22 protein-coding genes and 1 tRNA gene are annotated in these 20,084 nt (G+C 41.5%); 6 read left to right on the plus strand and 17 right to left on the minus strand.

Features of this window, described 5'->3' with window-relative positions; genetic code table 11:
* Nucleotide 1 precedes the first annotated feature (1 nt).
* Genes OOA_RS17215 through OOA_RS17230 form a run of 4 tightly spaced genes read right to left on the minus strand, consistent with a single transcriptional unit; the run spans nucleotide 2 to nucleotide 4,081 of the window.
* Complete coding sequence (locus OOA_RS17215) at nucleotides 2–1,183, minus strand: acetyl-CoA C-acetyltransferase (protein ID WP_008913448.1); 1,182 nt, start codon at nucleotides 1,181–1,183, stop codon at nucleotides 2–4.
* Nucleotides 1,180–2,013, minus strand: a complete 834-nt coding sequence (locus tag OOA_RS17220) for a beta-keto acid cleavage family enzyme (protein ID WP_008913449.1) — start codon at nucleotides 2,011–2,013, stop codon at nucleotides 1,180–1,182. The genes OOA_RS17215 and OOA_RS17220 overlap by 4 nt, the downstream gene beginning before the upstream one ends.
* Nucleotides 2,014–2,031: 18 nt before the next feature.
* On the minus strand, nucleotides 2,032–3,294 hold the full coding sequence (locus tag OOA_RS17225; RefSeq protein WP_008913450.1) for an MFS transporter: 1,263 nt from the start codon (nucleotides 3,292–3,294) through the stop codon (nucleotides 2,032–2,034).
* Between the two features lie 13 nt (nucleotides 3,295–3,307).
* Nucleotides 3,308–4,081, minus strand: a complete 774-nt coding sequence (locus OOA_RS17230) for a cyclase family protein (protein WP_008913451.1) — start codon at nucleotides 4,079–4,081, stop codon at nucleotides 3,308–3,310.
* A gap of 316 nt (nucleotides 4,082–4,397) precedes the next feature.
* Here OOA_RS17230 and OOA_RS17235 point away from each other — a divergent pair, with 316 nt between their 5' ends.
* Entirely contained in the window at nucleotides 4,398–5,078 is a 681-nt protein-coding gene (locus tag OOA_RS17235) for a TetR/AcrR family transcriptional regulator (protein ID WP_008913452.1), read from the plus strand.
* A 139-nt stretch (nucleotides 5,079–5,217) separates the two neighbouring features.
* On the opposite strand, the gene OOA_RS17240 is transcribed toward OOA_RS17235, so the two are convergent.
* The 5 genes from OOA_RS17240 to mutY form a co-directional block, all read right to left on the minus strand.
* Nucleotides 5,218–6,114: a DUF6538 domain-containing protein gene (locus OOA_RS17240; protein ID WP_148284562.1), complete on the minus strand. Its 897-nt coding sequence runs from the start codon at nucleotides 6,112–6,114 to the stop codon at nucleotides 5,218–5,220.
* 117 nt (nucleotides 6,115–6,231) lie between these two features.
* A tRNA-Phe gene (locus tag OOA_RS17245) sits at nucleotides 6,232–6,307 on the minus strand.
* A 221-nt stretch (nucleotides 6,308–6,528) separates the two neighbouring features.
* A complete protein-coding gene (gene mltC, locus OOA_RS17250) occupies nucleotides 6,529–7,602 on the minus strand; it encodes a membrane-bound lytic murein transglycosylase MltC (protein WP_008913454.1) in 1,074 nt (357 codons plus the stop codon).
* A 170-nt stretch (nucleotides 7,603–7,772) separates the two neighbouring features.
* Complete coding sequence (locus tag OOA_RS17255; protein WP_008913455.1) at nucleotides 7,773–8,042, minus strand: oxidative damage protection protein; 270 nt, start codon at nucleotides 8,040–8,042, stop codon at nucleotides 7,773–7,775.
* On the minus strand, nucleotides 8,035–9,105 hold the full coding sequence (gene mutY, locus OOA_RS17260; protein WP_008913456.1) for an A/G-specific adenine glycosylase: 1,071 nt from the start codon (nucleotides 9,103–9,105) through the stop codon (nucleotides 8,035–8,037). Before mutY ends, OOA_RS17255 begins: the two co-directional genes overlap by 8 nt.
* A gap of 350 nt (nucleotides 9,106–9,455) precedes the next feature.
* Here mutY and trmB point away from each other — a divergent pair, with 350 nt between their 5' ends.
* The 5 genes from trmB to OOA_RS17285 all read left to right on the plus strand — a co-directional run bounded on the left by trmB (nucleotide 9,456) and on the right by OOA_RS17285 (nucleotide 13,768).
* Nucleotides 9,456–10,175, plus strand: a complete 720-nt coding sequence (gene trmB / locus OOA_RS17265; protein ID WP_008913457.1) for a tRNA (guanosine(46)-N7)-methyltransferase TrmB — start codon at nucleotides 9,456–9,458, stop codon at nucleotides 10,173–10,175.
* Nucleotides 10,175–10,504: a YggL family protein gene (locus OOA_RS17270; protein WP_008913458.1), complete on the plus strand. Its 330-nt coding sequence runs from the start codon at nucleotides 10,175–10,177 to the stop codon at nucleotides 10,502–10,504. Before trmB ends, OOA_RS17270 begins: the two co-directional genes overlap by 1 nt.
* A gap of 217 nt (nucleotides 10,505–10,721) precedes the next feature.
* Nucleotides 10,722–11,648: a glutaminase B gene (gene glsB / locus OOA_RS17275; protein WP_008913459.1), complete on the plus strand. Its 927-nt coding sequence runs from the start codon at nucleotides 10,722–10,724 to the stop codon at nucleotides 11,646–11,648.
* A 33-nt stretch (nucleotides 11,649–11,681) separates the two neighbouring features.
* On the plus strand, nucleotides 11,682–12,407 hold the full coding sequence (locus OOA_RS17280; RefSeq protein ID WP_008913460.1) for a DUF2884 family protein: 726 nt from the start codon (nucleotides 11,682–11,684) through the stop codon (nucleotides 12,405–12,407).
* Between the two features lie 410 nt (nucleotides 12,408–12,817).
* Entirely contained in the window at nucleotides 12,818–13,768 is a 951-nt protein-coding gene (locus OOA_RS17285; RefSeq protein ID WP_008913461.1) for a siderophore ABC transporter substrate-binding protein, read from the plus strand.
* Between the two features lie 284 nt (nucleotides 13,769–14,052).
* On the opposite strand, the gene hemW is transcribed toward OOA_RS17285, so the two are convergent.
* From hemW to gshB, 8 genes are all read right to left on the minus strand, one after another.
* Entirely contained in the window at nucleotides 14,053–15,192 is a 1,140-nt protein-coding gene (hemW, locus tag OOA_RS17290; protein WP_008913462.1) for a radical SAM family heme chaperone HemW, read from the minus strand.
* A complete protein-coding gene (locus tag OOA_RS17295) occupies nucleotides 15,185–15,778 on the minus strand; it encodes an XTP/dITP diphosphatase (protein ID WP_008913463.1) in 594 nt (197 codons plus the stop codon). Before OOA_RS17295 ends, hemW begins: the two co-directional genes overlap by 8 nt.
* Before the next feature lie 15 nt (nucleotides 15,779–15,793).
* Entirely contained in the window at nucleotides 15,794–16,378 is a 585-nt protein-coding gene (locus OOA_RS17300) for a YggT family protein (RefSeq protein WP_008913464.1), read from the minus strand.
* Nucleotides 16,379–16,396: 18 nt separating this feature from the next.
* Nucleotides 16,397–17,218, minus strand: a complete 822-nt coding sequence (gene proC / locus OOA_RS17305; RefSeq protein ID WP_008913465.1) for a pyrroline-5-carboxylate reductase — start codon at nucleotides 17,216–17,218, stop codon at nucleotides 16,397–16,399.
* Nucleotides 17,219–17,228: 10 nt separating this feature from the next.
* Complete coding sequence (locus OOA_RS17310) at nucleotides 17,229–17,927, minus strand: YggS family pyridoxal phosphate-dependent enzyme (RefSeq protein WP_008913466.1); 699 nt, start codon at nucleotides 17,925–17,927, stop codon at nucleotides 17,229–17,231.
* 122 nt (nucleotides 17,928–18,049) lie between these two features.
* On the minus strand, nucleotides 18,050–18,469 hold the full coding sequence (gene ruvX / locus OOA_RS17315; RefSeq protein ID WP_008913467.1) for a Holliday junction resolvase RuvX: 420 nt from the start codon (nucleotides 18,467–18,469) through the stop codon (nucleotides 18,050–18,052).
* The gene (locus OOA_RS17320) at nucleotides 18,469–19,032 is read right to left on the minus strand and encodes a YqgE/AlgH family protein (RefSeq protein WP_008913468.1); all 564 of its coding nucleotides are present in this window, start codon (nucleotides 19,030–19,032) and stop codon (nucleotides 18,469–18,471) included. The genes ruvX and OOA_RS17320 overlap by 1 nt, the downstream gene beginning before the upstream one ends.
* Before the next feature lie 100 nt (nucleotides 19,033–19,132).
* The gene (gene gshB / locus OOA_RS17325) at nucleotides 19,133–20,080 is read right to left on the minus strand and encodes a glutathione synthase (RefSeq protein WP_008913469.1); all 948 of its coding nucleotides are present in this window, start codon (nucleotides 20,078–20,080) and stop codon (nucleotides 19,133–19,135) included.
* Between the last annotated feature and the right edge of the window lie 4 nt (nucleotides 20,081–20,084).

The raw sequence follows: 20,084 nt of genomic DNA on the forward strand, positions 1-20,084 counted from the left end.
TTCAAGATAAACGTTCAACGATAACGGATACACCTTGCCCACCACCAACACAAAGTGTCGCGAGGCCGAAGGTTTTATCTTGTTGCTGTAGAGCATGTAATAGTGAAACTAAAATGCGTGCACCTGAAGCACCGATTGGATGCCCCAAGGCAATGGCACCACCATTGATGTTGGTTTTTTGTGGATCTAAACCAAGTTCTTTTCCAACAGCAATAAATTGTGCGGCAAATGCCTCATTAGCTTCAATTAAATCAAGGTCAGCAATTGTTAACTGAGCTTTTTTCAAGGCATTAAGTGTTGAAGATACTGGGCCAATTCCCATGACTGAAGGATTAACCCCCGTTGTTGCATAACCACGAATACGAGCGAGTGGCTTGAGGCTAAGGTCAGCAGCTTGTTGGCTGGACATGACTAACAGAGCTGCGGCACCATCGTTGATGCCAGAGGAATTACCTGCCGTTACGCTTCCGTCATTGGTAAAAGCAGGGCGTAACTTAGAAAGCGATTCAAGGGATGTATCAAAGCGCGGGTATTCGTCTTGCTTAAATACGACTTCTACTTTTTTCTGTTTGACGATCACAGGAACAATTTCATTTTTGAATGCGCCGTTTTCAATTGCGGCCTGTGCTCTTTGCTGTGAACGCAATGCGATTTCATCTTGTTCTTCGCGGCTAATGGCATAGTATTTCGCGACATTCTCAGCAGTTATTCCCATGTGATAATGGTTGAAAGCACAACTCAGCCCATCATGAACTACACTATCGGTTAGGGTGCCATTACCCATACGGTACCCAAATCGAGCTTTATCCAGTAAATAAGGCGCAGCTGACATATTTTCCATACCACCCGCTAAGACAATTTTATTATCTCCAGCTTTGATTGTTTGTGCCGCCAAGATTACGCTTTTTAATCCCGAGCCACAGACAATATTAAGAGTCGTTGCTGGTATTGAGTCAGACATTTCAGCCTTTAATGACACTTGGCGAGCCGGATTTTGTCCAAGTCCCGCCTGTAAAACATTACCAAGGATTACTTCATCAACTAAATCTGGATTGATTCCTGCGCGTTCAAATGCAGCTTTAGCCACAATTGCACCAAGTTCCGTCGCGCTTATATTGGCTAATGCTCCCCCAAAATTGCCGATAGCAGTACGTACAGCACTCACAATCACCATATCATTCATGAGTATCTCCTTTTCAACGTCAAGATTTCACGTGCTTCATCTGGTGTTGCAGCAGCATGATCAACTTCATTGGCAAGGCGAACGGCACGTTCAACAAATTCTGCATTGGATTTTGCTAAACGCCCTTTGCTGTAATACACATTGTCTTCCATGCCTACGCGAACATGACCGCCCATCGCAAGGGTTGTCATGAGAATTGGCATATGCGCTCGGCCAATACCAAAAGCAGACCAATGTGCATTCTCGGGGAGTAAATTACGCAAGAAAACTAAGTTCTCAACAGTGGCAGCAATCCCGCCTGCTGCGCCGAGTACAAATTGATAATAAGCAGGGGTTTTCAGAAGATTTTTCTTTATATAATGCAGAGAGTTGTAGAACATTCCTGCATCGAATATCTCAATTTCAGGTCTAACATCGTTATCAATCATGACTTGCCCTAACTTCTCTAAAAAGGAAGGGTGATTAATAAATAAACCTGAATGTGCCCAGTTCATTGATCCACAATCATAAGAAGCGAGTTCTGGCTTTAACTCCTCAATGTGGATCATTCGAGTTTCATCAGTGGCATTTAAATCACCAGATGTTGTGAGATTAATGACGATATCGCATTTTTCACGAACTAAGGCGACAGTTTCACGGAATTTTTCAATGCTCATCGTTCCGCGACCTTCGTCATCACGCATATGTAAATGGGCAATTGATGCCCCCGCTTGCCAACATTCGTATACATCTTCCGCAATTTCCTTAGGTGTTAAAGGAATATTAGGGTTATCTTTTTTGGTTGGAAATGCCCCGGTGGTGGCAACAGTAATTATTGTTTTATTTGTCATATTGGTTTCTCCTGAAATTTAAACTTCCGGTTCAACTGCCGCTTTTGGTTGTTTGGCAGCTGAGGCATGTCTTGCCTTGTCGAGGTCAGGTAAGGTGAACATCATCAATCCTGCTAGGCAGAAGAAGCCGGCACAAATGATAAGACCCGTGACTAGCCCATAATTCAAGGCAATGAATCCCATCGCAAATGGTGCGAAAGCCGAAATGCCGCGACCAATGTTGAAACAGAATCCTGCGCCGATGGTTCTAACTCGAGTAGGGAATAGTTCAGGAAAATACGATCCCATTAAGCCAACAAATGCAGTGAAGAAGGCATAAACAGGCCCCATGATGAGCAAGGCGGTGTGTCCAGTCATATTGACGTAAATAGGTAAGGTAATTGCGGTGCCGATGAATGAGATAATTAAGGCATTACGGCGTCCAATTTTATCCGCGAGCACACCAAACACGTTATAACCGACGAACATACCTATGTTAAGAACGATAAAAAATAGGGACATGTTTTCCATAGTCAAGCCGCGATCTTTGGTAAGAAACATCGGTAACCAAGTGGTGCAACCCCAATAACCAATAAGGCCAAAACTTGCGACAGTGGTCGCCAGAAAAGTATTACGTGCCATCTCCTTGGAGAAAATTTCACGAATACGAATTTTTTCGCCTCGTTCTTTTTGCGCTGCTTTTTCTTTCTTCCAAGTTTCTGATTCAGGAACAAAAATAAGGAAATAGAAAGCGGCAATGATTGCACCGACACCACATAAAAATAGGGCGCGCCAGCCATAGGTAGGAATGATTAAGTAAGCGAGGAATGCAGCTAAACCGGCTCCGGCTGGGAATGAACTCAAGACAAAAGAGGCGGCTCGACCGCGTTGTTTTGCTGGCCACGTTTCTGCAATATAGGCAACGATAATGCTCCAAACACCGCCGAGGCCAAGCCCTGCAAGAAATCTCAATACTAAAATCTCGAACCAAGTGTTGGTAAACGCAATCGCTGCGGTGAGAATACTAAATAGCATTAAGCTCCAAAACAGAGTTTGACGCCGCCCGTAAGTATCCGCACACCAGCCAACAACAATACTACTTAAGCCAATTCCGATCATTGTGGAAGTCGCAAGTAATCCACCATCAGCCGTTGAGATCCCGAGATCAGCGATAATGACTGGCATGGCAACAGCGAGTAATAAAATATCGACAGCATCAAACATATAGCCAAAAAAACCACCTACTAATACATGCCACTTTACTTTTGGATTGCCAACAGCATTGTCTTGAGATTGTGTCATGAGTTATCTCCCGCTAGAGGTCAAACATGGCAACTGCTCGGCACCATCCGGCGCTTGCAGCTTTGATTTTTACGGGAAAGCAAGCAATCTTGAAGCCAAAAGCGGGTAGCTTGTCGAGATTATTTAACTTTTCCATATGATAATATTCACGTTCAATACCTGCAAAATGGCCTTCCCAGATCAAGGAAGAATCACCCGTTTCTTCAAATTCTTTAGCAATTAATGATAGAGGACGATCCCAGCTCCATGCGTCAGTACCCACGACTTTGATGCCGCGTTCTAATAAAAAAAGAGTGGCTTCACGAGTCATTCCACAGCCCGCATTTAAGTAATGACTTGTTCCCCAATGTTTCATTGCACCAGTATGAATGACAACAATATCTAATGGCTTTAAGGTATAGCCAATGCGTGCTAGTTCAGCCTCTAATATTTCAACGGTAATTTTTCCACCGTCACCGGGATTTTTTGAAAAATCGAGTTTAACGCCATCGGAAAAGCACCATTCGAGCGGAACCTGATCGATAGTTCGTGCGGGTTCGCCTAGGTTCATGGTTGGATGGTAATGCCAAGGTGCATCGAGATGAGTTCCGCTATGAGTTGTCAGTTGAACATATTCAATTGACCAGCCTAGGCCATCGGGTAAATCATCATCTTGAGCAGTTGGGAAAAATTGACGCATGTGTTCTGCGCCTTTATCGTGACCCCAATAATCTATTTTTGTTGGCATTGATGGGGGATCACAGGGAGTTTCGTGTTCAATTGTGACGCTGAGATCAATAATTTTCATCACTATGTTACTCTCTTTATTGGTCGTACGTCCAACCTACATTTAAATTAGACAGTCGTCCAAATTAATCTATCAAGATCGTGAGTATGATCGAAAAATAACCAAAAATGTGATGTTCAGCAACATTTTTGTAACATCGCTTGTTTGTGATAGTTTTTTTAAACAAAAATAGTAAGTTACGTTAAATTTAAGCGAGTTTTTGAAAAGCTAAAGCATTTTCAATGATGATCTTTATAATAGTTAACAGAAATATTAATGTTGGCCGACGAGGTAAGCATTAATCAACACTTGTATAAGGCAGAAGTTACGGATAGCTATGCAAATATCGACATCGGAAAAGATCTTAAATGCCGCGGAAGAGCTGTTTGCTCAAAGTAGCTATGATGCAGTCTCTATTCGGCATATAACCCAAAAAGCGGGTGTAAAGCTTGCACTTGCCCATTACCATTTTGGCGCAAAGAAAGAGCTATTTGATGCTGTCGTGAAACGACGTATTGGTTTATTGAGTCAGTCACGTATTCAGCTTCTCAATCATTTTTTAGAGGAGAATGATAATAATCCTCTATGTTTAGAGAAGATTGCTCACGCTTTTGTGCTGCCATATCTCTATTGGCACTTAAATGGAGGTGAGGGCTGGCGCAATTATGCGCGTATTGTTTCCACTTTACTTGGCTATAACTTAGCGTTATTGCAAGAACAGTTTGATTCGGGAGCGCATGTTTTTTTAAAGGAATTACGCCGAGCTATGCCTTCAGCACAGGAAGAAAATGTGCAATGGGGTTTTGATTTTATGGTTGGAGTTATGTGCAACACTTTTTCTGAGGTTGACCGCGTTGGTGGCCTTTCACAGAATTTGTGCTCAATTGAAGATAAAGAGCAAGCTTGTAGTTACTTGATCCCTTTTATCAGCGCGGGTTTAGAAAAATTAGCCATGACGTCAAAAGTTAATTTAAAAGATAGCTTAAATTTATTGAAAACATTGGCACCGAATGAGTAGTGCTAGTTTTTGCTCTTTTAAACTTCAACCATTTATAAAATGAAAAAAGCTGATGTAAATTCTCACATCAGCTTTTTACTTAAATGTATACGTATTTATAACCGGATTTAGGGATTCGTTCACTTTATTTTTAAACAGTTTAACGTGATTTTTTAGTTGCCTTTGTTGGGCGAAGAGGTTGCATCTCCATTAAAGAGCGAAACTTCAAGATGTCTTCTTTAGAAATTTCTTCAATGGGTTTTAACCCAATGAATGCACTAAAGCGATTAGCCGCCGGCGTGTACTCCTTGATTCGATTTTCGGCTCTGTTTGGCTCATCACGGCGAATTTGCTCTTGATATTCGTCAAATAGCTCACTAAATGATATTGGGGCTTTGGGCTTTTCCTGTATTTCAGTCGCTTTGTACTTAGGAACGATATCTTCCATCAGCATTTCCGCTGCTTGGTTTCTATAGTCAGCTAATCGCCATGCTAGCCTGATTTTCCATGAAGGGGGAAGTTCAATCGGTAATAATTCAAGTGATTCAGTTAACTCATTTTTGACTAACTGTAAAATTTTGATATCCCGTTGGTCTTGCTCAATATATGCAAGTGGTGGTTCAGAGTCAGATAATTCTGCTAACAATCCAGCATGAGCATTATAACTAGTTCTCGTACTGCCATTTTGCTCTAGGTAAGTAGCAATCGCTTTACCTTCAAATGTAAGATCTAATCCATAAGGATAATCAAATAGGTATCGTTCTTGAATAAGTTCAGGTCGGGAGAGAATTGAAGTCAACCAGAGGGATGCAATACGCTCGATATCATCATCAGTGACGGATTGTTCACCTTTAAAGATTTTTCTAGCAGACTCTATTTCAGCTTGCATTAAGGCAATGATGGCTGGAGCTTTGTGTTTTGCTTCCGCAAGATCTTTAGTTTTCAGTGAACGTTTAAGTTCACCTTTTCCAAGGACGCTTTTGAGTTCGGCAGGGATTGCCATTCTAAGGGTATAAACCCCGTGTCGGTTCTTAATTGGCTGTATCATCGTACTCATGAATGTACCACCGTGAAGCGATTACGGTGATGGGTGAAAGATGAAATTCACTGACAAACCAATAAGTTAATGATATAGAAAGCAAAAACCCCCGCCGAAGCGAGGGTTATAAATGCGTGGTGCCCGGACTCGGAATCGAACCAAGGACACGGGGATTTTCAATCCCCTGCTCTACCGACTGAGCTATCCGGGCAACGAGGCGTATTAAACCTGATTTCATTGTGGGAGTCAACACTCATTCTGAAAAGTTTTGACTGGATGCTCTTTTTTTCAACACCTTAGCTAATGATTAACCAATATGCGCAATAAAAATGCGAGCTAGAAAAGGTAAAGCCAGTGAGAGTTTATTCTTTATACCTAACTGGCTTTTCATGTAAGTGGCTTAAGTTTATTACTGCGACTTCTTAATCAACGTTATCGCAAATAATTTTTCTGCGCTTTATTGACCTTCAGAAGATAATTACGAGATTCAGCAGCAGGGTGCTTAGTTGAAAGCGTTTCATACACTTCACCCGGCTCTAATTTATTAATCTTCTGTGCAGCTTGTTTTCTATCGCTGTGGAAAACACGTAATACACTTCCTGCACCACCATTATAAGCCGTAATAACTGCATAACGGCGTGAAGTTGAATTTTGAATTTCACCCAGATAGTTATTTTGCAAAATAGCAATATAGGCGGTTCCGGTATCAATATTTTTCTCAGGATCAAATAGATAGCTACGACTTGGTACACCTGATTTGCCTTGGGAACGGAAAACATCTTTGCCCGCACTATTCGGCATAATCTGCATCAAGCCTAATGCGTCAGAACGGCTTACTGCATAAGGGTTAAAGCTCGATTCAATTTGCATAATCGCTAAGATTAGTGATTCATCGACTCCATATTTCGCTGATGCCTTTTTAATATACGGAAGATATTTATGGGCGCGCTTATCGAGGTGGTTTGGCACTAATTGCATCGTCACAGACCAAACAACATTCATACCTGATTGCCTGCGCTGCATTTTATTACTGACAAGATAATCAGCATATTTGGTTGCGCGCCATTCCCAGCGAATCGGTTCACCCGCATTATCCAGCACTTGTCCAAACAGGAACGGTTCTTTACTATGCGGAATATCATTAATGTCGGAGTAAAGGTCGATAGAGTTTGGATCGTCACCCATCAATAGGGTAGTGACAATCGATTTTTTCAAATGCTCTGATGGCTCTACTGCGGAAATAGTTTCTACTGTGATTGTCCCCGCATCAAAGTTGATGTGACTTCGGGTGCGATATTGATCGGTATACTTTACATAGTCTTTAGGTCCGGCAATGAGGACTTCTTTTATTCCCCATATATTCTCGATATTGTGGGCAAATTGCCCCATAAGAATATCGAACCCATTCGTGTCTTTCACATAATCGGGATTATAGTTGGACTCTTTTTTGCTGGAGCAAGAGACGATAAGAGGCACCAGCAACGTTATCGCTAACAGTTTTTTCATACGATCCACAGTATCAAGCAGGTGGTCTAAGCCCGTCATGCTTCAAATTGCATTGTCGTTGACTATACTTAGTTAGTCGTCAAGTCATGTACATTTGTATGTACCGTTGAATAACGTTGTTTGTCGTCTAAATGCAATTCGAGTTATCAGATAACAGGTAAACCAATCAATTATTGTTCAGGTGTGTAGCCGTCGATATGAATATCGTGCCCTTCGAATAAAAACTTAACCATCTCTTGTTCCAGCAATTTGCGGTCATCAGGGTTCATGGTATTGAGTTTTTTTTCATTAATCAGCATGGTTTGCTTTGTCATCCATTGGCTCCATGCTTCTTTTGAAATCTCATTAAAAATACGTTTTCCTATTTCACCGGGATACAGCTGAAAATCTTGACCATCAGCATCACGTTGTAAAAAAGTACAAAAAATTGTTCTACTCATTATTTTTCCTCAAAAGGTCATGCGGTACAGCAAGTTGTTTTAATAAGCTTTCAACTGGCGCTGCTAGGCCAATTGTTGCACCGAGATTTAAGTTGTACCAAAGTCCATTACCTTCGTCCATGGCTGAAGTAAACGCCTGAATATTAACTTTAACAGGAATAATATCCAGATGAAAATGGCTGAAAGTGTGGCGAAACGCAATTAATTGTTCTGGTGCATCATGTTGAATGCCAGAGTTGGCAAGCCATTCATTCATCAGTTCTTGTGTTTCAAATTGAGGGAATGCAAATAGCCCTCCCCAAATACCAGATGGAGGACGTTGCTCAAGCCAGATTTGCTGATCTTGTTGCATAATTAAGAACCAAGCTGTTTTTTCGGGGATCGTTTGTTTCGGTTTTTTGCCAGGATAGGATTGCCAAGAATGGTTGGCGTATGCCACGCACCCCAAATTGAGCGGGCATAATTCACACTTAGGTTTACTGCGAGTACATACCATCGCACCTAAATCCATCATGGCCTGATTAAAAAACTGTACGCCTTCTTTGGGGGTGACTCTCGTACTGATTTCCCATAGACGGTTTTCAACTTCTTTTTTACCGGGCCACCCCTCAACAGCATAACAACGTGCAAGCACACGTTTTACATTACCATCAAGTATAGGGTAATGCTGCTGTTGTGACAGTGATAAAATAGCACCTGCGGTTGAGCGCCCAACGCCAGGCAGTGCGAGGACGTCATCAAAGGTAGTTGGAAACTGCCCTTGATAATCATCGGCTATCACCTTCGCGGCTTTATGCAGATTGCGGGCACGGGCATAGTAACCAAGCCCAGTCCAAAGGTGTAGCACTTCATCTAATGGCGCATTGGCAAGGGCTTTCACATCAGGAAAGCGGTTGATGAATTTTTCGAAATAGGGGATAACAGTGCTAACTTGAGTTTGTTGTAGCATAACTTCAGAAAGCCAAACATGATAAGAGGTCTTTTCCTTTTGCCATGGCAAAGTTTTACGACCATATTTTTGATACCAGTTAAGCACTGCGAGTGAAAATTGTTGAGCTTCCATTGAATATATTGTTTTTATCGTTATTTCTATTAAAAATCAGTAATGGCAAGGATTGCAACATAGACCGAAGAGGCTGTAAACCGCTTATTGTGTGGTTGAGTGTAAAGTTATCCAATTTTAACCTGCATCCTTGGTGGAGTTTTGATAAACTCCCAGCTCTTTAATATGAAGCCTGTATTATTATACTCGTGATACTTCAAGTTGTGTGGTTGCTGACGGCGTTCGGTTAGCAGCTTACATGCAAATCGAATGATTTAGTGTATATTAACGAATTGGAAATGGTAGGCAGATACGGCCATTTTTTAGCATATTTACTTGATTAGGCAAATAATTCTTAGAATTTTTATATTATGATCAATAACGTCATCTCCCCAGAATATAATGAAGAAGGGCGGGTCATGCGACGCGTTCGTAGCTTTGTCCGCCGTCAAGGGCGTTTGACGCAACGCCAAGAAGATGCGCTACAAAGTGAATGGGCGGCAATGGGAATCGATTTTGTCGCACAGCCTTTCGATTTTGCTACTGTTTTTAATAACCAAAATCCGGTTGTTTTAGAAATAGGTTTTGGTATGGGTACCTCTTTGGTCACTATGGCATCACAAAATCCGGATAAAAACTTTCTCGGGATTGAAGTCCATGCACCAGGTGTAGGGGCTTGTCTTGCCTCAGCAAAAGAAGAGAATGTGACCAATTTACGTGTTATGTGTCACGACGCGATTGAAGTGCTGGATTGTATGATCCCTGATGGGAGCTTATCAATGGTTCAGCTGTTTTTCCCAGATCCATGGCATAAGGCTAAACACAATAAACGTCGTATTGTTCAATCGCCTTTTGCCGATAAAATCCGCAGTAAACTTGCGGTAGGTGGTGTTTTCCATATGGCAACCGACTGGGAGCCATATGCAGTACATATGCTTGAAGTGATGAGCAACGCGGAAGGTTATAAAAACGTATCATCATCGGGTGATTATGTTCCGCGTCCAGAAACACGACCAGAAACGAAATTTGAAAAGCGCGGCCAGCGGTTAGGGCACGGTGTATGGGATTTAATGTTTGAGAGGACAAAATAATGGCTAAGCAACAACGCAGTCGTCGTCTACGTAAAAAAATGCGTATTGATGAATTCCAAGAATTAGGGTTCATCGTAAAATGGAGTTTTGCTGAAGGTACACCAATCGAAGAGGTTGATAGTACGGTTGATGCCCTGATTGCTGAAGCTATTGAACCAAATGGTTTAGCTTTTGAAGCAAGTGGCTACTTGAGCTGGGAAGGTATTGTTTGCCTACAAAAAATCGGTAAATGTACCGAAGAGCACCGTGAAGCGGTTGAAAGCTGGTTGAAAGCTAAAGGCATGAAAGATATCGTTGTGACAGAACTGTTTGATGTTTGGTGGGAATAAGTTCTTATCTTATATTAATTAAAGCATTCATTTAGAGTGCATTAGATATCTCACAAAGCGGGAAAAAAGCGATTTTTTCCCGCTTTGTGCTATCAGAAGTAAACTAATAATTTGGTTATTCTCTCTATCGTTATTAGTAGGTTGCAAAGAAATAAAGTTTACCGACAAGTTTGAGGCCTGCCGAAATGGAAGCCTTTATTATCTGGAGTAAAGCACAGTGAGTAGTGTATTTTCCAATCAATTACTGAATGACATTTTAGATCAGGTGCGTCCCTTGATGGGGAAAGGTTCGGTTGCGGATTATATACCTGCGTTAGCCAATGTCTCTCCTCACCAATTAGGTATTGCGGTGAATACTGCCGAAGGGGAAACTTTTATGGCGGGAGATTCTCAAACACGTTTTTCAATTCAATCGATTTCAAAAGTCCTCAGTTTGACACTGGCGATGACTCGCTATGAAGAAAATGAAATTTGGAGTCGAGTAGGCAAAGAACCTTCAGGGTTGCCATTTAATTCGCTGATCCAAATTGAAATGGAAAAAGGTATTCCTCGTAATCCGTTTATTAATGCGGGTGCGATTATCATCGCTGATATGTTGCAAACGCGTTTAAGCGCCCCGAGACAGCGGATGTTAGAATTTGTTCGACAACTTGCGTGTGAACCCGATATTGGTTACGACATTGATGTTGCACGTTCAGAGCTAGAGAATTCGAGCCGTAATGCGGCAATTGCCTTCCTAATGAAATCATTTGGTAATTTTGAGAATAATGTCCTTACAGTTCTTGAGAATTACTTCCATTATTGTTCTTTAAGTATGAACTGTGTGGAGCTTGCACGTTGCTTCTCTTATTTAACGTCTCAAGGAATTTCATCGTGCTCAACCGTTCCCATAATTACGCCACTACAATCACGGCAAATTAATGCCTTAATGATGACATGTGGTATGTATGATGGTTCCGGTGAATTCGCTTTTCGCATTGGAATGCCCGGCAAATCGGGTGTTGGTGGTGGGATTATTTGCGTCGTGCCAAATCAGTTTTCTGTAGCTGTATGGGCACCTGAATTAGATTCAGCAGGAAACTCGTTGGTTGGGTGCGCTGCTTTAGAATTGTTATCAAAACGAATTGGTCGTTCTGTTTTTTAGATAAAATGAGCCAAAATGCTCATAGGAGTTATTATGCTAAGCCGTACTTTAATTGCATTTTCATTACTTGCTTGTGCAACCAGTCAAGCCGCTGATTATCAATGCTCTGCAACGCCTAAAGACGATATCTTTATGACCCCTACCAAAGTTCAAGTCATCGGGCGTAGTGGTGATTTGAATATTACACCAAATGGTGAAGTCACCTTGAATGGTAAAAATGTTGAGTTAACTGAACAGCAAAAACAACAAGCGATCCACTATCAGGCTGCTATTCGTAGTGATATTCCGTGGATCAAACAAGAAACACAAAAGAAACTCTCCGCATCTAAAAATACTCTAGATAAAGTCGTGGTTCGTGTGATTGGCGATGATAGCAATGTGCGTAAGCGTTTAACTAAGCTAGAAACTGACCTTAATAGTCAGATGAACCAAGTCATTGAAACTCGTCAAGATGGCTTTGCATTTCATCATCAAGCGATGAGTAAAGTCGAAACGCAAGGCCGCCAACTAGTGAATGATAGTTTAGGTGGTATGTTACAAGACAGCATCAATGAAATGGGGCGCAAACAACTTCTCTCGGGTGGCGACACTAACAAAGCCTTACAGGGTCTGTTGGGTAATTTAGGCGGCTTACAGCAAGATCTAGAGAAAGAGTGGAAAAATCAAGAAAATAGCTTCCAACAGTTCGGTCAGCAAGTCTGTGGGAAAGTGACGTCATTGGAGAAGCAGCGGATTGAGTTACTCAACTCTCTCAAATAACTTTCCTCGTCAGTCTTCGCACTATAGGTGCGTTGGCTTCACTCATGAACCCTAGTCACGTAGTTATCTACGCCCCTAGGGATTCATTCATTTTGCCGCCTTCCTCTAATGCGAATGATTTAGAGGAAGATGTGATGGTGATTTTTTTCATTTCGAAATGAAAAATTTCTTATCATCCTTCCTATGATTGGTGGGCGGGTATCGTAATTTCAATATTTATCATTATGCTATGAATTTTTTATATCAATAGGCTTGCTTGGGTTTTGAATTATTTTGAGGCTAAATGTTAAAAATGTGATGCTTTCATCATTAATAGTAATGAAAATGAAATTGATTCTTATTTAGTTGACTTATCAATATCTCACTCTAAAATGCGAGTTTGGCTTAGCGACTTAACTGGTATTTTTTATATGAAAAAATTCATTCCTGCTTTACTTGTTTCCTTACTTTCATTCTCTGCTCCTTACGCCCTAAGTGCCGAATCAGCGGCTTTTACCCCGAACGCAGTGGTTTCTCAAAGCGCTGAAAAAGTGAATATCAAACACGTTTCTGGTGAAACTGAGGTTAATAAAAAACCACAGAAAGTTGTTGTATTCGATTTTGGTGTTTATGACTCAATGCAAAAACTAGGCCTTGGCGATAAAGTCGTCGCTCTACCATTAAACAATGCTCCTGCTTATGTGAAAGGTAGTATTCCTGCCGATATGCAAAATGCGGGTGGAATGAAAGAACCTGATTTGGCTAAAATAGCGGAATTGAAACCTGACCTGATTGTTATTACTGGCCGCCAAGGAAAAGCTTACGATGAATTATCTAAGATTGCGCCAACGATCAATTTAGGAACAGATAGCAAACATTATCTTGATTCAGTAAAGGCTAATGTTAACCTGATTGGCGAATTGTATGGCAATCAAAAAGTAGTCGAAGAGCAGTTAGCTCAATTAGATAAAACGATTGCTGCGGCTCAAGAAAAAGCGCAAAAATCCAATTCTAAAGTGCTAGTACTAATGCATAATAATGGCAATTTGATCCCAAGTAATCAAAGTGTTGTTTATGATGTTGTTAAAGCACAACGTGCTGAATTACCAGAACCCGCTGATGCAGATAAGTCTAAACGTCGTGTTGTTGACACTAAAGCGATTGCCCAAGCAAATCCAGATGTGATTTTGATTGTTGACCGTAGTGAAGCAATTGGTGCAGGTAAACTGGATAAAACAGTATTTGAAGATCAAAATATTCAAGAAACTAAAGCTTATAAAAATGGCAAGATCACTTATCTTCAATCTGACCTTTGGTACTTGTCAGGTGGCGGTTTTGTGAGTCTGACAGAACAAGTCGATGCAGTTGCTAAAGCGCTGTAATGTACCGTAAACCGACCATTAGGTAGGTTATTATAGCCGACAAAGAAACTGCTTTTGTCGGCTATAACAATCAATGTAAGCATATATTTTATGATTTTTTTGCAGCGTGACATGTCACGTTTTTTTCGATTATACCTGCTGAAACTCAAATTTTATTGCTATCAATTATTATCAATTGTTTGAATTTAAAAAATTTGTTTTTTTAGGTTTGTTTTTCGAGCTAACTAAAAATAAATCACATAATATCTAACTCATTTAATTTTTAATAATGTTAAATGCGTAAATCATTCCTCACCAAGAAACAATTCTAAGAGTGAATTCAGAAATAGCTTTCCATGCTCAGTAATTTGCCACTCATGCTCTGTTTCAGTGATATAACCTTTAGCAAGCGCTTCATCTAACGACGCTCTCACTACTGATTCAGGGAGTCCGGTATACTCACTAAATTCATTTCTAGGCATCGCTTCCAATAAACGGAACCGATTCATAAAATATTCAAATGGTCTATCTTGTGCTTCGACATTATAGGATTGTTGCAAATAACGGCCTTCCATATATCCGCGTGGATGTTTGGTTTTAATGGTACGTAAAATTCGACCATCAGTGGATGAAACCTTACCGTGAGCACCACAGCCGATACCGAGATAATCACCAAAACGCCAATAATTTAGATTATGTTCACACTGATAACCTTGCTTAGCGTAAGCTGATGTCTCATATTGTTGATAACCTGCGGCTGTCAGTAGTTGATGACCTTCAGAGTAAATTTCCCACAACGTGTCATCATCAGGTAGTGTTGGTGGACGAGAACCAAATTGCGTATTCGGCTCAATAGTTAATTGATACCAAGATAGGTGAGGTGGTGATAATTCAATGGCTTGTCGCAGGTCAGACAATCCTTCAATGCGCGTTTGTGAAGGTAACCCATGCATAAGGTCAAGGTTAAAACTTCGAAGATTCAGGTTGGTTGCCAGCTTTGCAGCTCGCTTAGCTTCATCTGGCCCGTGAATACGCCCAAGAGTGATTAATTTATCATTACCAAAGCTTTGTACACCAATAGAAATACGATTAATACCCGCCTTTTGGTAACCAGAGAAGCGAGCGGCTTCTACTGTTCCTGGATTGGCTTCCATTGTTATTTCAGCCTGTGAGTCTAGATTAATGCGTTCGCGAACACCATCCATGAGGGCTTGCATCGATTCTGCGCTTAATAAACTGGGCGTTCCTCCACCAATAAAAATAGTTTTGACGGAACGATCACCGATTAATTCTGCATCGACATCCAAATCTTGTAAAAGGTGCTCAACATACTCCCGTTGAGGAATTTCCCCTTTGAGAGTATGTGAGTTGAAGTCACAGTATGGACACTTCTGTACGCACCAAGGGATATGAATATATAGGCTGAGTGGTGGTAGCTTAAGCATTTTTGAGTGTATCCAACAACATCGCTAAAGCCTTTCCACGATGTGAAATGGCTTGTTTTTCAGATTTACTGAGTTCGGCTGATGTGCGATTAAGTTCAGGCACATAAAATATAGGATCATACCCAAAGCCACCTTGACCACTCGGTTCATGAGTGATTATGCCATGCCAGCGACCATGGAAAACTAATGGTGTTGGGTCTTCTGCGTGACGTAAGTAAACCAATACGCAATTAAATTGTGCCTGACGTTTTTCATCAGGCACAGATTTCATGGCATCCAGTAACTTATGTAAGTTTTGTTCATCAGTCGCATTTTCACCTGCATAGCGTGCAGAGTAGATCCCTGGTGCTCCACCGAGTGCATCGACAGAAATTCCTGAGTCATCGGCAATGGCTGGTAATCCGGTTTGAGCTGAAGCATGGCGAGCTTTTAGGATTGCATTCTCAATAAATGTCAGTCCAGTTTCCTCGGCAGATTCAACACCTAGTGAGGTTTGGGCAACGATATCCATCCCAAAATCCCGTAGGAGATCTGCGAGTTCATTGACTTTTCCCGGGTTACCGGTTGCTAAAACAACTTTTTGCATGATTAAAAACTCTTCTTACATCATACCGATTGAATACAGAATGCCAGTCAATGTAGGGTCAATCCACAGTGAAACATCCAGACGCAGGTAGTTCAGCGCAATCAAAATAAACATCACAATCATCGCAGAAAAATCTAATCCACCCATGGCTGGAATGATACGACGAATTGGTGCCATTAATGGCTCAGTTAGTTGAAATAGCAAGTAATCAATCGGATTGCGTCCTTGGCTGACCCAACTGAGGATAGCTCTGACTAAGATCATCCAGAAAATTAATTTACCGATATAGGTTAATAACAAAATAATCCCAATCGGAATAATAGTTATACCCAATACTGGTAATGTGTTAGTTATCCATAAACTAAAAACGATACCGGCTAAGGCTAAAATAAAGGCAACCAATATAGTTGCTGTATCTACGGGGCCAGCAGCGGGAACTGCACGGCGTAATGGCCCAACAATAGGTTGGGTGATTTTCACTACAAACTGAGAGAATGGGTTATAAAAATCAGCTCGTACACACTGCATCCAAGCTCGGAGTAGTAACACAAAAATATAAAGCTGAATAACCGTTGTAACGACAAAAAGTAAGGTCTGCATGTCTCGCCCTGCTATTAATTAAAAAAGTTTTTCCATTTCTTCTGCTCGAGAGATAGCGCTTTGCATCGCATTTGCTACCGTTTGCGGAAGACCTTGATCATAAAATTGCGCTAATGCCATTGCCGTGGTCCCACCTTTAGAGGTGACTTGCTCACGTAATGTCGCAAATGATGTCTCGCTTTGTGATTTGGCAAGCTCTACAGCACCTTCTGCGGCATTTAATATTAGCTCACGTGCTTGCGTAGGGGAATAACCTAGCTTTTCAGCTTCTTGTTGCATAGACTCCATAAACAAGAAGAAATAGGCAGGTGAACTTCCCGTAATCGCAATAATATTGTTGATTTCTTGTTCTTGCTCACACCAAATGACTGAACCGACACTTTGCATCAATTGCTCTGCAAAATGTTTATCTTCAGCATTGATATTTTCTTCAGCAAATAAACCGCTGACACCTTTACCTACAAGGGATGGTGTGTTTGGCATGATGCGGATAAGTTGAAGAGATTGGGCTAAGTAATCATGGTAACGCTGAGCGGGGATCCCTGCGGCGATAGTTAGCACCAATTTTTGACTAAAATCGACAGAGTGTTGTAAGGCTTGACAGACTTCAGCCATCATTTGCGGTTTAACCGCAAGAACAATCACATCAGCTTGTTGTGCTGCTACGACATTGTCACTGGTGCTGATAATGCCATATTGTTGAGCGATTTTATCGCGGCGAACTGGCGTGGGCGAGCAAACCGTGATCATGGATGCAGGGTAACCATGGCTGACAAGCCCCGCAATAATAGCGTGAGCCATATTTCCGGCACCAATAAATGCAATTTTGCGATGTTGCATACGGTTCTCCTTATAAAGAGGTGTTGTAATCACGAGCACCAAAAATAGCAGTGCCAATCCGCACGAGGGTTGAACCACAATGAATGGCAGCCGCCATATCATCGGTCATTCCCATCGAAAGAGTATCTACGCTAGAGTAGTGCATTTGTAAGTGTTTATAAGCCTGTTCCATTTGACGAAAGGCTTTGCACTGAAGTTCATAGTTTATTTCAGGGGCGGGAATAGTCATTAGGCCACGCAAAATCAGATTTGGCATTTGGCTGACTTGTTCCGCAAGCTCATCGAGTTGAGCAAGTTGAATACCTGATTTGCTAGTTTCATCACTGATATTGATTTGAATAAGCACATTTAATGGTGCTTTATCGCTTGGACGTTGATCATTCAGGCGCTGAGCGATCTTTGCTCTATCTAGCGTGTGAAACCAGTCAAAGTATTCTGCAACGAGGCGGCTTTTATTTGATTGTAATGGGCCGATAAAATGCCAAACAAGATCGGCTTTACCTGCAAAAAATTGAATTTTCTCAACACCTTCTTGAACATAATTCTCACCAAATTGGCGCTGTCCGGCTTCAATAGCGTCCAAAATAGCCTCACAAGGCTTCGTTTTACTCACAGCAAGCAGTGTGATGTCTTGTGAAGAACGATGACATTCTTCAGCTGCCTGTTCAATGAGAGCTTTTACATTAGAGATATTATTTTGAATGGTCATTATTCAGTCAATTACATTAGATGGATAAGCAAGAATGCCCATAGTGTAAAGCATATTGCTTTATAACGGCACCTCTGCATGCATAGATTGACAAAAATTACGTTTAGCAATAACCGTTATTTTCAAATTTGTTGTTCAAACCAACTTTCTAAGATAATAACGGCAGAAGCGGAGTCGACCTTACCTTTACTCAAGGCTCGGTATCCACCTCGTTCAAATAATTCTGATTTTGCAGCGACAGTTGACAGTCGCTCATCATGCAATTCAACTTTTACGCCGAATCGTCCATGAATTCGGTTAGCAAAGTTACGAGCTTGGCTGGTCACGAGCTGCTCAGTACCATCCATATTCAAAGGAAGGCCAACGATAACTAACTGAGGTTGCCATTCTTTAAGCAATTTCTCTATTTGTTGCCAATCCGGTCTGCCATCATGTGCTTTAAGCGAGGTTAGCGACCGCGCTGTTCCAGTGATTTCTTGGCCGACAGCAACGCCAATGCTCTTTGTACCAAAATCAAAAGCGATGAGTGTTCTACTCGACATTAGGCGTGTCCTGCTTGCATAGAAATCGTTTGAATATTGATCCCCAACAGATTTGCAGCGGCTTGCCAACGATCTGCGATTGGCGTATTAAAAACCAATTCAGGGGTTGCTTCGACAGTAAGCCAGCTATTTTCCATGATTTCGCTTTCAAGTTGACCCGGTTCCCAGCTTGCATAGCCTAAAGCGACTAATGATTGCATTGGATGATCTTCGCTGCCAAGTAATTCTAAGATATCTTTGGAAGTTGTTACCATCATGTCATCATTGAGGTGCAAACTGGAGGCAAAGCCTGTGATTGGCGTATGCAGGATAAATCCATGCTCTTCGGCAACAGGGCCACCTGCAATCACCAGCTTTTCAAGATTGCGCGTATTCATATCTGTCGAAATTGTTATTTCCAGCTTAGTGAGCATGGTACTTACTGAAAAATCATCTATTGGCTTATTAATAACGATCCCCATCGCGCCTTTTTCATTGTGTTCGCATACATAGACGACTGATTGTTCAAAATAAGGATCAGTAAGGGATGGCATTGCGATTAAAAAATGATTCTGTAAATTCATAAAATATAAACTCAGTGTGAGTAATAGTGTCTCGTTGAGAAAAGGCCAAAATATGGCCTTTTCTCATGAACAATACGCTATTTTTAGCAAACCAAAGGCACTATTTTTTTATGTCTTGTTCAATCGCATCCATCAACATACCCGTGATAGAAATATCATAAGCAGCTTCGATTTCACGCGCACAAGTTGGGCTTGTCACGTTAATTTCTGTCAGCCTATCGCCAATGATGTCGAGACCGACAAAGTATAGACCTTTCTCTTTTAACGTTGGGGCAACAGCACGTGCGATAGCCCAGTCACTTTCGCTTAAAGGACGAGCTTCACCACGCCCACCAGCCGCTAAGTTACCACGAGTTTCCCCTTGAGCAGGAATTCGTGCAAGGCAGTAAGGTACTGGTTCACCATTCACGACTAGCACTCGCTTGTCGCCATCTTTGATAGCAGGTAGGAAGTTTTGTGCCATGCAGAAGCGAGTTCCATGCTCTGTTAGGGTTTCGATGATGACACCCACGTTTGGATCATCTTGTTTCAGGCGGAAAATTGATGCGCCACCCATACCATCAAGCGGTTTAAAAATAACATCACCATGCTTTTGATGGAATTCGCGTAATTGTTTAGCATTACGTGTAACTAATGTATCTGGGGTTAATTCAGGGAACCAGGCGGTAAACAATTTTTCGTTACAATCGCGCAGACTTTGCGGTTTGTTAACAATCAGTGCTCCTGCTTGCTCTGCTCTTTCAAGAATATAGGTTGCGTAGATAAACTCAGTATCAAAAGGCGGATCTTTACGCATTAAAATAGCGTCAAGATCGCCAAGAGCGATATCTTGCTCAGATTTGAATTCATACCATTTGCTAGGGTTTTCTTCGACAGTGACGATTTTTGTCGTCGCGCGAGCCACACCTTGATGCAAATAGAGATCATTCATTTCCATATAATAGATTTCATAACCACGACGTTGAGCTTCCAGCATCATAGCAAAACTAGTGTCTTTCTTGATTTTAATGGATGAAATAGGATCCATTACTATACCGAGCTTGATCATTTTA

Source organism: Providencia burhodogranariea DSM 19968 (assembly GCF_000314855.2).
In the GTDB taxonomy this organism is placed as follows: Bacteria; Pseudomonadota; Gammaproteobacteria; order Enterobacterales; family Enterobacteriaceae; genus Providencia; species Providencia burhodogranariea.

Coding starts and splice junctions, on each gene's coding strand:
- OOA_RS17285 (WP_008913461.1), top strand. CDS start 12,818: ATGAAAAAATTCATTCCTGCTTTACTTGTTTCCTTACTTTCATTCTCT.
- mutY (WP_008913456.1), bottom strand. CDS start 9,105: ATGGAAGCTCAACAATTTTCACTCGCAGTGCTTAACTGGTATCAAAAA.
- OOA_RS17280 (WP_008913460.1), top strand. CDS start 11,682: ATGCTAAGCCGTACTTTAATTGCATTTTCATTACTTGCTTGTGCAACC.
- OOA_RS17240 (WP_148284562.1), bottom strand. CDS start 6,114: ATGAGTACGATGATACAGCCAATTAAGAACCGACACGGGGTTTATACC.
- OOA_RS17230 (WP_008913451.1), bottom strand. CDS start 4,081: ATGAAAATTATTGATCTCAGCGTCACAATTGAACACGAAACTCCCTGT.
- OOA_RS17215 (WP_008913448.1), bottom strand. CDS start 1,183: ATGAATGATATGGTGATTGTGAGTGCTGTACGTACTGCTATCGGCAAT.
- OOA_RS17220 (WP_008913449.1), bottom strand. CDS start 2,013: ATGACAAATAAAACAATAATTACTGTTGCCACCACCGGGGCATTTCCA.
- trmB (WP_008913457.1), top strand. CDS start 9,456: ATGATCAATAACGTCATCTCCCCAGAATATAATGAAGAAGGGCGGGTC.
- ruvX (WP_008913467.1), bottom strand. CDS start 18,469: ATGTCGAGTAGAACACTCATCGCTTTTGATTTTGGTACAAAGAGCATT.
- OOA_RS17270 (WP_008913458.1), top strand. CDS start 10,175: ATGGCTAAGCAACAACGCAGTCGTCGTCTACGTAAAAAAATGCGTATT.
- OOA_RS17320 (WP_008913468.1), bottom strand. CDS start 19,032: ATGAATTTACAGAATCATTTTTTAATCGCAATGCCATCCCTTACTGAT.
- OOA_RS17295 (WP_008913463.1), bottom strand. CDS start 15,778: ATGCAAAAAGTTGTTTTAGCAACCGGTAACCCGGGAAAAGTCAATGAA.
- OOA_RS17235 (WP_008913452.1), top strand. CDS start 4,398: ATGCAAATATCGACATCGGAAAAGATCTTAAATGCCGCGGAAGAGCTG.
- OOA_RS17225 (WP_008913450.1), bottom strand. CDS start 3,294: ATGACACAATCTCAAGACAATGCTGTTGGCAATCCAAAAGTAAAGTGG.
- OOA_RS17310 (WP_008913466.1), bottom strand. CDS start 17,927: ATGACCATTCAAAATAATATCTCTAATGTAAAAGCTCTCATTGAACAG.
- OOA_RS17300 (WP_008913464.1), bottom strand. CDS start 16,378: ATGCAGACCTTACTTTTTGTCGTTACAACGGTTATTCAGCTTTATATT.
- mltC (WP_008913454.1), bottom strand. CDS start 7,602: ATGAAAAAACTGTTAGCGATAACGTTGCTGGTGCCTCTTATCGTCTCT.
- proC (WP_008913465.1), bottom strand. CDS start 17,218: ATGCAACATCGCAAAATTGCATTTATTGGTGCCGGAAATATGGCTCAC.
- OOA_RS17255 (WP_008913455.1), bottom strand. CDS start 8,042: ATGAGTAGAACAATTTTTTGTACTTTTTTACAACGTGATGCTGATGGT.
- gshB (WP_008913469.1), bottom strand. CDS start 20,080: ATGATCAAGCTCGGTATAGTAATGGATCCTATTTCATCCATTAAAATC.
- hemW (WP_008913462.1), bottom strand. CDS start 15,192: ATGCTTAAGCTACCACCACTCAGCCTATATATTCATATCCCTTGGTGC.